The organism is Peribacillus simplex (assembly GCF_900156045.1).
GTDB classification, from domain to species: Bacteria; Bacillota; Bacilli; order Bacillales; family DSM-1321; genus Peribacillus; species Peribacillus simplex_D.
Window position 1 is genome coordinate 46045 of the sequence record NZ_FTMX01000007.1, and the last position, 12133, is coordinate 58177.

General features: G+C 39.8%; 13 protein-coding genes. 11 read left to right on the forward strand and 2 right to left on the reverse strand.

Features of this window, described 5'->3' with window-relative positions:
* Nucleotides 1-98: 98 nt before the first annotated feature.
* Nucleotides 99-1499, reverse strand: coding sequence for a purine-cytosine permease family protein (locus BW986_RS21870; RefSeq protein ID WP_076370749.1), 1401 nt, complete (start codon nt 1497-1499; stop codon nt 99-101).
* A gap of 368 nt (nt 1500-1867) precedes the next feature.
* Between BW986_RS21870 and BW986_RS21875 the strand changes: the two genes are divergently transcribed.
* From BW986_RS21875 to BW986_RS21925, 10 genes are all read left to right on the forward strand, one after another.
* On the forward strand, nt 1868-2524 hold the full coding sequence (locus tag BW986_RS21875) for a GntR family transcriptional regulator (RefSeq protein WP_260320929.1): 657 nt from the start codon (nt 1868-1870) through the stop codon (nt 2522-2524).
* A 20-nt stretch (nt 2525-2544) separates the two neighbouring features.
* A complete protein-coding gene (locus BW986_RS21880; protein WP_076370753.1) occupies nt 2545-3690 on the forward strand; it encodes an LLM class flavin-dependent oxidoreductase in 1146 nt (381 codons plus the stop codon).
* Complete coding sequence (locus tag BW986_RS21885) at nt 3691-4269, forward strand: amino acid synthesis family protein (protein ID WP_076370755.1); 579 nt, start codon at nt 3691-3693, stop codon at nt 4267-4269.
* Entirely contained in the window at nt 4269-5063 is a 795-nt protein-coding gene (locus tag BW986_RS21890; RefSeq protein WP_076370757.1) for an alpha/beta fold hydrolase, read from the forward strand. Before BW986_RS21885 ends, BW986_RS21890 begins: the two co-directional genes overlap by 1 nt.
* A gap of 14 nt (nt 5064-5077) precedes the next feature.
* Nucleotides 5078-6562 (forward strand): aldehyde dehydrogenase, encoded by a 1485-nt coding sequence (locus BW986_RS21895; RefSeq protein ID WP_260320930.1) that lies wholly within the window; start codon nt 5078-5080, stop codon nt 6560-6562.
* A gap of 58 nt (nt 6563-6620) precedes the next feature.
* Nucleotides 6621-7181, forward strand: coding sequence for an NADPH-dependent FMN reductase (locus BW986_RS21900; RefSeq protein ID WP_076370759.1), 561 nt, complete (start codon nt 6621-6623; stop codon nt 7179-7181).
* A 101-nt stretch (nt 7182-7282) separates the two neighbouring features.
* Nucleotides 7283-7588: a hypothetical protein gene (locus BW986_RS21905; protein ID WP_076370761.1), complete on the forward strand. Its 306-nt coding sequence runs from the start codon at nt 7283-7285 to the stop codon at nt 7586-7588.
* A 37-nt stretch (nt 7589-7625) separates the two neighbouring features.
* Nucleotides 7626-9068, forward strand: coding sequence for an aldehyde dehydrogenase family protein (locus tag BW986_RS21910; RefSeq protein ID WP_076370763.1), 1443 nt, complete (start codon nt 7626-7628; stop codon nt 9066-9068).
* Nucleotides 9069-9081: 13 nt separating this feature from the next.
* On the forward strand, nt 9082-9336 hold the full coding sequence (locus BW986_RS21915) for a YciI family protein (RefSeq protein WP_076370765.1): 255 nt from the start codon (nt 9082-9084) through the stop codon (nt 9334-9336).
* Between the two features lie 872 nt (nt 9337-10208).
* A complete protein-coding gene (locus tag BW986_RS21925) occupies nt 10209-10661 on the forward strand; it encodes a helix-turn-helix domain-containing protein (protein WP_076370770.1) in 453 nt (150 codons plus the stop codon).
* A gap of 140 nt (nt 10662-10801) precedes the next feature.
* Here the strand turns inward: BW986_RS21925 and BW986_RS21930 are convergent, their stop codons facing one another.
* Nucleotides 10802-11158: a hypothetical protein gene (locus BW986_RS21930; protein ID WP_076370771.1), complete on the reverse strand. Its 357-nt coding sequence runs from the start codon at nt 11156-11158 to the stop codon at nt 10802-10804.
* A 189-nt stretch (nt 11159-11347) separates the two neighbouring features.
* On the opposite strand from BW986_RS21930, the gene BW986_RS21935 reads away from it, so the two are divergent.
* On the forward strand, nt 11348-12019 hold the full coding sequence (locus tag BW986_RS21935) for a hypothetical protein (protein WP_076370773.1): 672 nt from the start codon (nt 11348-11350) through the stop codon (nt 12017-12019).
* The last annotated feature ends 114 nt before the right edge of the window (nt 12020-12133 follow it).

Here is a 12133-nt window from a genome sequence, read left to right on the forward strand (position 1 = left end):
GTAAAGTCAAAAACTGCACCTCAAATTGTTAGTAAGTGACTAACGATTGGGGTGCAGTTCATTTTAGGGTTCTCAGTTATCCGACACTTGATATTAATTTACTTAACACTAGCGTCTGTTTTCTCTATCGAACCAACCTCTTGTTTTAGTGCATTTTCAGCGATATTCAACTTTTTTCTCATCGGGAAATAATATAAAACAGCTGGGACAACTAACCCAATAATCCAAGCGATATCTGCCCCTTCAAAGGCCTTGGCTATCGGTCCTACATAGAATGATGTATTTATAAAAGGGATTTCCGCCAAGATTGATACAAGAAATGCCATACAGGTAATCCAATTTATTTTTCCATACTGACCGTTCACATCGAAAATATCTTTAACATTGTAACGGCCATGTCGCAGCAAATAATAATCAACAAGATTAATGGATGTCCATGGAATTAAAAAATAACTAATGAAAAAGATGAAATTCAGGAAAAAGGATAGAAAATTACTCTGACCCAGTAAGCACAATACGGTTCCTGCAACTGTTACACAGAATATCATTCCTATTCTAACTTTGGGAGTGACCTTTAATTTAATAAACGGTTCAATTGTCGTTATCGTTGCCATGAATGCCCCATATAGGTTAAAGACATTTATAGCAAGTTGTCCAAAGATGATTATAAAGAACATGATTAAAGCAAAATTTCCAAACAGGCTGGCCAAATTACCGCCAGAGTGATCAAGGAAGTTAGGAATCGCAATGGTTAAGGTTGCGCCTAATGTCATCATCCATATGGTACCGATGACAGTGCCAGCGTAACTATACCAAAATGTATGGGCAGTGGGTGTGGTTATCGGTAGATAGCGAGAATAGTCCGCAACGTAGGGGGCATAGGCCAGTTGCCATGTGGCAACCATACTGACGGCCAATAAAAACACTGGTATATCCAAATTCCCCATTGCCCAACTGCCTGCCGGGACTTGCAATTGGAAGACTATATATGTAGCTACAATATAAATGCAGAGAGACGCCCAGGACAATAATTTTTGCATTTTATGAATTAAGTTATAGCCATAAATGGTGGCCACGAAACAAAGAACATTTAACAGTATTATGCTCCATGTTTGGTCGATCTTTGTTAAGCTGCTTAAGGTTTGCGCTGCAAGCAAACCGCTGCTGGCAAAGAAACCTAAATAGACAAACATAACGAGAAACAAGGGGAAAATGGCTCCGATTACACCAAATTGAGCCCGGCTTTGGATCATTTGCGGAATTCCGAGTTGAGGTCCTTGAGCTGAATGGGAGGCCATGAAAATGGCGCCTAATAAGGTACCGACAATTATTGCAGCCAGACTCCAAAATAAATTAAGTCCTAATGTAATTGGCAATGCCCCGGTCACAAGAGTGGTAATATGCATATTTGCCCCAAACCAAATTGGAAATAAATCACGGGCCTTGCCATGGCGTTCATTTGCCGGAATATATTCTATACTGCGAGTTTCAACTTTCATCAATTTACCCCCTATCAAATTCGTTAAACTACCATGTACCATGCAAGCTTATTTTATAGAATCACTATAATTGTAAGCGTATACAGATGTCAATATTTTCAGAAAAAATAATTTTTAAGGAGATTTTCCTAAATGATCAGTGCATTCATCTATGAATTTCAATAAATCAGATCAATTATTATATTGAAAATATGAAACCCCAGTTTGAAAATTATGGAACAGTGTGTCTTCGAATGAAAAATAAAATTTTATATTTTTTGAATTGACAGTCTATTTATCATGACCTATAATTGCACTTATCAAGAGCTTGCATGGTACATGGTACAAACTTTTAGAAGGAGGGGCTTTTCATTACAGCTATCTTAACGTTGGGGATTACCGCTCAGGTTACGAATGCCATACGCGAATCAATAGTAACTGGAGAATATGAACCGGGACAAAAATTATCGGAAACAGTTTTATCTGAATATTACAAAGTTAGCAGAACCCCTATTAGGGAAGCATTTAAACAGCTAGAAAGAGAAGGGTTAGTCGAAATCATTCCAAGAGTTGGAACATGTGTGACCAAACCAACTGAAAAGGAACTAAATGAGTTATTTACTTTAAAGGAAGTAATGGAAGGGCTTGCAGCGGGTTTGCTCGCAGAAAGCGGCAGTGCTGAAGACATTAATAAACTTAAGCAAGCGGTGTCCGACATGGAGATTGCTATACAAAATTCGGATAAAAAGCTATATGTCGAGGCTAATGATGTTTTTCATTCAGTCATTCAAGAAGGAGCCAACAACTCTAAATTAAGTTACATGCTAAATTTGCTGCTCAATCAAATACCTTATAGACAGTATGTCTTTTTAACCATCGAAGATCCGGTTCGCCGTGAGAGATCACTAAAGGAACATCAGGCGGTCTTGATAGCCATAGAAAAAGGCAATCGGGAGGAAGCGGAGAAGGCAATGCGGGAGCATGTAAAAGCAAGCGGAATGCAGCTTAAGATGGACATAGCAAAAAAACTTGGTCAAAAAAAGTGATATGAGGGGGAATGAGTTTTATGAAATTCGGAATCTTTGCAAATCTTGCAGGACAGGGAAGACATGATGAGTATTATAAAGTGTTGGATGAAGCCCGTGAGCAAGCCATTTACTGTGATGAAAATGGTTATGATTCGATTTGGTATACCGAACACCACTTCGGTCATGAAGGAAACGAACTGATTTCTAACCCGATCTTAATGGGTGCCGATATTGCTGCACGTACAAAGAACATTCGAATTGGCCAAGCTGCCAATGTCGCCACTTTCTGGCACCCACTGCGTTTGGCGGAAGACATAGCAATGCTTGATCAGTTAAGCAAAGGTCGTGTGGAAGTTGGCCTGGCTCGTGGATTATACGGAAGGGAAGCGGCTAATCTAAACACTTTGGCAGATCCAGCAAATCAAGAACAAAACCGGGCACTGTTTGAAGAAACATTGGAAATTTTAAAAAAGGCATGGTCAAACCGTTTCTTTTCTCATCAAGGTGACATCTATCAATTTCCTCCTAAAGGTTTAAAGTGGAGTCACCCTATGAGTCCATCAACTTCGGAATTCATGGATATGGAAAAAGGCGAAATTGATAAAATTTCCCTTATGCCTAGACCTTACCAGCAATCACTTCCACTGTGGCAAGTAATTGATTCACCGCGATCCATTGAATTGGCTGCGGAGAACAATATACAAGGAATGTTTTGGATGCCTACCGTAAAAGAACTAAAAGGCCGTTTTGAACTGTATCGTGAAAGGGCTTCCAAATCCAGAGGCTATGAAGTACCACTTGGTCAGGGTATTGCTTTAGTACGTGATGTATATGTAGCGGAAACCATGGAACAGGCTCGTCAAGATGCGGCAGAAGCAGTATTGAACAATTATCGCTGGATTTGTCACTGGAGGGGGCTAAGCAACCTTATGGATCCGGGCGAAACAGTAAAGGAAGGACAGGAATTGAACTACGAATTCCTACATCCAAGAAATTTATTGTTTGGTACACCTGAATATGTAGCTGAGAAAATTCAAGAATTGAAGGAAGAGCTGAATTTAGAAACATTACTGCTTTGGGTGAACCATAATGGTTTGCCACATGAAAAAATGATGAAAAGTTTAAAATTGTTCACGGAAGAAGTTATGCCAAAATTCACAGAAACTAAAATGGGGGTAATGTAAATGTTAGATATTCGTAAAGTGTATACAGCTATTGAAGAAACACGTATTGAGGGCGGTAAAAAAGTAGAGAATCCCATCAAGATGATAATAACTATGGCTGTTATCAAAAACCCATGGGCTGGTAGAGGGTATGTTGATAATTTAAAACCGGAAATTGACGAATATGCACCGCAAATTGGCGAACTATTAGTTGCTGAACTATTTAAGCACATTGGTTCGGCTGATGATGTCGAAGCATTCGGCAAGGCAGCTGTCGTGGGAGTGGATGGGGAAGTTGAACATGCATCAGCTTTTATCCATACCTTGAAATTCGGTAACAAATTCCGGGACGCCGTGAAAGGAACGAGTATCTTAAGCTTTACTAATAAGCGTGGTGGCGCTGGAACTGCGGTGCTCATACCGATGGTACATAAGACAGATGACTCTGAACGTTCTCATTTCATTACATTTGAAGCTTCTATACCTGATGCACCGAGGGCCGATGAGATCGTTGTTGCTATTGGGGTTTCTACAGGAGGACGTCCTCATCCGAGAACAGGAAACAGGCATCAAGATATGGTTGAAATGGGGCTGGTTTAATGCCAACTACATTGCATGGAAAAGATTCGCTTCATTATGAAGAGAAAGGGATTGGTCAATCGCTTATCTTTATTCATGGTGTTGGTCTTGATCTTACGATGTGGGAAGAACAAGTTGAAGATTTGTCGAAACATTTCCGTGTTATCACATATGACATGGTTGGGCACGGAGGATCCGAGCATCCTCCGGGTCCTTATTCCCTTTCACAGTTTGTTGAGCAGTTAGCAGAACTAATGAATCACCTACGAATTGAGAGAAGTCATATTATTGGTTTCTCCATGGGGGGGATGGTCGCTCAGGCATTTGCATTAAAATATCCGGATAAAGTGAAAACGCTAACAATCATGAACGCAGTGGCCAATCGGACGGAGGAACAGAGGAAAGCCGTTTTAAAAAGAGTGGAAGAAGTGAAAATAACGGGACCTTTGGCAACAATTGAACCAGCCATTAAACGCTGGTTTAATCCAGAATTCTTAAACTTTCAAGAAGAAACAGTCAGTAAGATTCGGAAAAGACTTCAGACAAACGACGCTGCTTCATATTTAGCTGCCTATACACTTTTTGCAACAGCAGATGAAGATTTGTGGCCGCAGATTCACCAGATCAATATACCGACCCAAATTATAACAGGGGAGCATGATATAGGTTCAAATCCTGAAATGGCGAGACAAATGCATGAAAAGATTGTGCATTCAGAACTAATGATAGTACCTAATATGAGGCATATGCTACCGATGGAAGGATCCAAAATAGTGAACGAAGCTATTAGGTCGTTTATTGAAAGGCAAAAGTAAAGGGGTGACTCGATGTGAAAGAGCTGAAGAAATATCAGATGTATATAAACGGAGAATGGGTAGAATCATCAAGTGGTGAATATTTCGATAGTTATAACCCTGCAACTGAAGAAGCTTGGTGTCAAGTCGCAAAAGGGAATGTTGAAGATGTAAATCATGCGGTTCAATCTGCGCATAATGCATTCTTGCATTCAGGGTGGACTGATATGACATTCACAGAGCGGGGGCGCCTGGTTAGAAAGCTTGGAGAGCTGATTGCTATTCACTCTGAAGAGCTTGCGAAAGTCGAATCACTGGATAATGGGAAATTAATACGTGAAATGCGTGGTCAGGTAAAATATTTACCTGAATTTTTCTATTACTATGCAGGGCTAGCAGATAAAATCCATGGTCAAACCTTACCAATTGATAAAAAAGATATGTTCGCTTTTACATCCAAAGAGCCGCTGGGGGTAGTAGCCGCCATTACTCCTTGGAATTCCCCTCTTTATTTAACAACCTTGAAGCTTGCACCTGCACTTATAGCAGGAAATACTATAGTCATTAAACCTTCAGAAATGACTTCGGCATCTCTATTGGAGCTGGTGAAACTGGTTGAAGAAGCTGGTTTTCCACCTGGTGTAGTCAATGTCGTTACCGGCTTTGGAATGCCTGTAGGCGATACACTCACCTCCCATCCCCTTGTAAGGCGTGTGGCCTTTACGGGAGGTTCGGAATCAGCACGGCACATTGTTCGTAATTCGGCTCAAAATTTTGCTCAGGTATCACTTGAACTTGGAGGGAAATCACCGAATATCGTGTTTGAGGATGCTAATACGGATAATGCCGCGATGGGAATCATAGCTGGTATATTTGGTGCTTCGGGGCAAAGTTGTGTGGCTGGTTCACGTGCATTTTTACATGTCGACATTTACGATGAAGTGATGCAAAAACTCGTAGATCGTGTATCGAAAATTAAGATTGGTGATCCTTTTCAAGATGATACAGAAATGGGACCGCTGGCAACGCAAGCCCAATTGGAGCGTGTCCAAAAATACGTAGCTATCGGGTTAGATGAAGGTGGAAAACTTGTTTGCGGAGGTAAAAAGCCTGAATATTTAGATAAAGGATGGTATTATGAGCCCACAATCTTCGAACATCGCGATAACGATTCCCGTATTACTAAAGAAGAAATATTTGGTCCTGTGTTAAGTGTTATCCCTTTTAAAGATGAAAAAGAGGTTATTCAATTAGCAAACAGTACTGATTACGGATTAGCGGCAGGAATTTGGGTGAGTGATATTGCAAAAGCCCATCGAGTCGCGAAAGCTATACGTGCTGGAATCGTATGGGTGAATACCTATCGAAGTATATCACCAATTGCTGCAATCGGCGGCTCTGGCCTAAGTGGTTATGGAAGAGAAGGCGGTTATGAAGCGATTCATGAATATATGCAAGATAAAGTGGTTTGGATCAATACATCATCTGAACCGATTCCTGACCCGTTCATAATGAGGTAGTGAAATTTGAAGGGTAGACGCCTGGTATCAAATTGTATTAATAAGGAGGAAAAGTGAAATGAAGTTACTGGGAATTTCAGGGACGATAATAGGAACAAAGACGAAAGTTGTTATTGAAAAGGTTTTAGAGGAAGTTAGGAACAACCATCCTGATATCGAGGTCGAACTGCTTGATTTGAAAAAGTATGATGTTCAATTTTGTGATGGCCGTAATCCGTCAACATACACTGGAGATACGAAAAAAGTAATTGATATCGTTACCTCAGCAGACTTTTACATTATAGGAACACCAATATTCCAAGGGTCGATTACGGGTGCTCTTAAAAACTTATTTGATTTAATACCCCCGAAGGATTTCCGTAATAAAGTAATGGGACTTGTGGCTACTGGTGGAACCTACCAGCATTATTTAGTGATTGAAAATCAGTTGAAACCGATAGCCAGTTATTTCCGGGCATTTGTTGCACCTGGCTCTGTTTATGCTCATAACGACCATTTCAATCAACAAAACGAACTGGTTGATGAGGAAGTTTTAGAACGTATTTCAATGCTGGGTGAAGAAGTCGTTTTTATGCAAAAAGCATTGAAAAGTACTAAACCAGAGCATCAATTAAGCTAAAAGATAGTAGATTTATAAAATGAAAAAAACTCCAGCTGATAAATCGTTTTGGAATTGAGTACATTTCAATTAACAGAGCTAAGTAGCAAGGAGGGGACAAATTGCTATTAGATGTAGAAGAGATAATAAACTTAACTGATTTATCCTTCATTAAAGTCTGTAATGAACAGTATGGGATCAATAGAGGGGTTTATAATACCATTGATGCTTGGTTTTATAAACAAGGAATTAGTAACATTCTAGAAAGACGAAATAGCATATTATATTTTCTTGAATTTATTAAGCGAAACTCCGGGAATGAAAATAACCACTGTAAATTTGGTCACGGTGGATTAACGACAAAATTAGAAGAATATTATTTTCCAAGAATGGAATCGACCGTTTCAAAAATTGCCTCTAATCTTTAAAAGAATTACATACAAAGAGTGAAGGGTGGCTGGGAACATGACAATCATAGATAAAGTAGAAAAAAAGCATTTACTAATTAAAGGGGAATGGGTGGAGGCCAAGGAGTATAGTCAACTACGATCTCCTTTTTCAGGAGAAGTCATAGCTGAAATCCCCCTGGCTACAGACGAAGAGACTGACCAGGCTATCGAAGCGGCGCAAAAAGCTACAAAGGTGATGGCAAAAATGCCGGCCCATCAACGTGCGAAAATCCTTGAAACATTGGCCCATCTTCTTGAGGAGCGTGCAGATGAAGCCGCTCAAATCATATCTATTGAGTCAGCGAAGCCGGTTACAACCGCGAAGGGCGAGGTGGCGCGAACCATTGAGACGTACAAGTTTGCCGCTGAAGAAGCGAAAAGAATTCATGGAGAAACGCTTACACTGGATGCCGCCCAAGGTGGCGAAAATCGACTTGGTTACACTGTACGTGAACCGATTGGAGTGATTGGGGCCATAACACCTTTCAATTTCCCCATGAATCTAGTCGCTCATAAAGTAGGTCCTGCCATCGCCGCAGGAAATACAATTGTATTAAAGCCAGCAAGCCAAACGCCTCTATCCTCTTTGTTCCTCGGAGAACTATTAAAAGAAGCAGGATTGCCTGCAGGAGCATTAAATGTGGTCACGGGTGGAGGAAGAGTGGTTGGAGACAAATTGGTCACTGATTCAAGAGTAAGTATGATTACTTTTACCGGTAGCCCAGGAGTTGGGATTGGCATTCGCAACAAAGCTGGATTGAAACGAGTGACGCTGGAACTGGGATCCAATGCAGCAGTCATCATTGACAGTGGTGTGGATATCGATAAGATTATTTCTCGTTGTGTGACTGGAGCATTTTCAAACCAGGGACAAGTATGCATTTCTTTGCAAAGGGTTTATGCTCATGAAGAAGTCTATGATCGTTTTGTTGAAAAGTTCTTAGAAGCAACGAAACTATTAAAATTAGGTGATCCGCTTGATCCGGAAACGGATGTTTCCGCATTGATCTCCCCAAATGATGTTGAAAGAACCCTCAATTGGATTGAGGAGGCGAAACAAGATGGAGCCAAGATTGCAACAGGTGGAATAGCGGAAGGCAATATCCTTCATCCGACCGTCATATTGGATGCCGATGCTTGCTCAAAGGTATCTTGTCATGAAGTGTTCGCCCCTATCGTTTTGATTAACAAGGTTCAATCAGTAGAACAAGCAATTGATTTAGTGAATGATTCGAATTACGGCCTGCAAGCAGGGATTTATACGAACGATGTACGTACAGCACTGGATGCGGCAGAAAATTTACAAGTTGGTGGAGTCATGATCAACGACATTCCGACATTCCGTGTGGATAATATGCCGTACGGTGGAGTGAAGGAAAGTGGAACTGGCCGTGAAGGATTAAAATATGCAGTGGAAGAAATGACAGAAATGAAGCTGGTTGTCTGGAACCGAAATTAGGGAGTGGAAAATCATGGCTTATTATGCAGCAATTTTACATATGATTGATGCTGAAAAAAATATAGAAGTGCGCCCACAGCATATTGAGTATTTAAACGAACTTGATCGTAAAGGGAAGATTTTTGCAAGAGGGCCTTTTGCAGATGGCTCAGGCGGCTTGGTTGTCTATATTGCAGACACATTTGAAGAAGCACTTTCATTAGCGGAAAATGATCCCCACGTTGTACATAAGGTACGTAGACTGGAATTAAAAGAGTGGATCATTTAATAACGAAACGTTATGAGTGTTGCAATGAAATTATACCGGGAGCTTGAGACAGTTCCTTCATTATAGGGAGGGTTGCCGAGGCAACCTTTTTTTATGCATGTGCAGGTCAACTCCATAATGAAAAGATAAAGTTCTACCAAAAGGGTGTAACCATATTAATCAGACCTTACTATCCTTTGATAACTGCCAGTTGTTAAACGTGAAAGTATTGAGTGCAAAAAGGTTCAAAGAGCGAAATTTAAAAAAATGCTTCGTGAAATAAACAAGCGGGATTACACCGGTTTTATAAAAAATAGGTTTAAAAGTCTTGTCTATACAAGGCTTTTTTTGAATTATGGTCAATGGGTTAATTCTTGATATATGTATTAGTAAGATGGCTTATTGGATTGAATAATTATATGATGGAGTAGCTGCTTACAATAACTACTCTTAGTTTTAGGCTGTTTTCGCATACTTTGTTGCTATTATCAAGTAAAGCGGTGTGGTTGATTTCCCCTCCAGATGCGCTTTCCGCGGGGCAGGCGGTGAGCATCCTCGGCGTAAACGCCTGTGGGGTCTCACCTGTCCCGCTGCTCCCGCAGGAGTCTCGCACTTGCGCTCCAATCAACCTTAAATAGTTTAGTTTTTAAAAACAACAATCTTTACGAAAAGAGCCTAGTTTTAAGAAATTTAAGACACTCTGTCGAATAACTGGCTTCAATTTTTAAAAACTTTAACTTCTATAGCAGTTCCGGAAAATTAAACTGATTCCTTGATATATCAAGGTTTTCTTCGGTGTCACTCATAAGTTGCATAGTAATGCGCTTATTACTATCTTTACTTTGCATAATTCATCTCACAATATTAGGAGTAGGAAAGGCGATGAACTCATTATGATTTTTAGCGAACGATTAAAAAAAGAACGGGAAAAAAGAAATTGGTCACAAAATGATCTTGCAGAGAAGATTCACGTTAGTCGCCAATCTGTGTCCAAATGGGAAACGGGAAAAAATTATCCAAGTATTGAAGTACTCATTAATTTAAGTGATTTATTTCAAATTACGGTAGATGAATTACTAAGGAGTGACGAGGAATTGAAGGAAAAAATAATACGGGAAAGTAAGCAGTTAGCATTTCCAAAAAGGAAAATGTTTTTTGATATCGTATTTATAATAGGAGCATTTTTGTTGGTGTCTAAATTAATCATTTTTGGTCTTAATAAATTTGTTGGCACCGATATTACAATTTTAAAAAGCATGCCAGCTGTATCGAATTTTTTACCATTAGCATTGATGGTTATTGGTGGTGTAGGTTCAGACTATTTGAAAGATAAATATGTAGATTGAACGGAACCTGCGTATAAAACTGTATAATGAATCACAAAATGGACTATTTTCCCCTTTATATTAGGGGAAGGGAATACTTTTTGATTGAACATGATCATAAAAGAACAGAACCTTTGAATTTCAGGCTCTGTTCCTATTTGTTATTTGAACTTTTGCACTTCTTCTTTTCCCTCGAATTTGTTATCTTTCAATATGCCGATTTCTTCAATATGGTTTCGTGCCGTTTCATCCCCTAATTTATAGATGAGGGCATAAAGTCTTTTCATGGCTGCATCGTATTTATCATTTGCCCGGTCATGATGATAGAGAAGGTAGGGCACATGTGAACGGGCATATGCCTCCAGGTCATCTGTCCGGTGTTCCTCCAAGCATTGTTTCAATTCTGCAAGTTCCTCATCAGTTGCGTGTATAGTGAAGCTCGGATTCTCTTCAAGTTTTTGTCCGAGTACGTCGCCGCTGACCAAATCGACATGGTATGTCTGTTTTTCCTGCATCATCCTGCACATCATCCTTTCAGGCGTTTATCTATTCTGTACCACTATTTGTAAAAAGTTAATCATGAACGTAAACATTTTCTTAATGAAAAAGATAGAAAATAGAGGTATCGGATTTCTTATCAAATGGTTTAAGATGGATTTACAGAATATTATGGAAAAGTGAGGAGTGACATAGTGAAGAGGTCAATCATGGTTATTTTTTTTGTGTTGATTGCTTCAGGCTGCGTAACAAGGAATTATGATTCCAATATGGATTTAGGGAAAAGTCAGTTGAATGAGGAAAATTATTTAGAAGCCCATGAGGCATTTGAATTAGCTTATAAAGAAGCAAAAACACCGGAAGCAAGGGAGTTAATGGATCTTTCAGGTTTTCTGGCAAGTGGGATGAAGAATTACGACGAACAGGATTTTGGTTCGGCCAAAAGCGATTTTGAAAAAGCAACGGCATATAAAGCAAAATACCGGGAAGGTAAACAAATGGTTTCAAAGGCGGTGGAAATGCACCCGGTATCAGACTCCGCCACGATAGAAACTGTAGAGGGGAATGACGAACCGGCGGCGAAAGCAACTGAGGAAGGATCCAAAGTAAAAGATAAGGCGGCACCGGAAACGAAAGGCAAAGGAATCAAGGATTCGGTCAGTACATTAAGTAAATCTCAGGCGGAAAAGCTTGTGAAGGATTATGTGGACATGGAAAATTTTTCTAATTTAAATATCGAATATGATCATGATTCCGAAAAGGGCGATTACATTTTTCATGTGTTCGAGGTGGATGAACCTAGTCAGAAAAGTGGCCACAAAACCACTTGGGGCTGGTATGGCGTGAATAAGAAGAATAAAGAAGTTTATGAAGTCATGTAAGGATAACTGAATGGTCGGATTAAAGGCCCCTGTAGAGGCCTTTTTATTTTGTGGCGCGGCAAAGTACAGGATTCGATAAAATTTTATAATTTTTGTAAAAAGATCACCTCATTC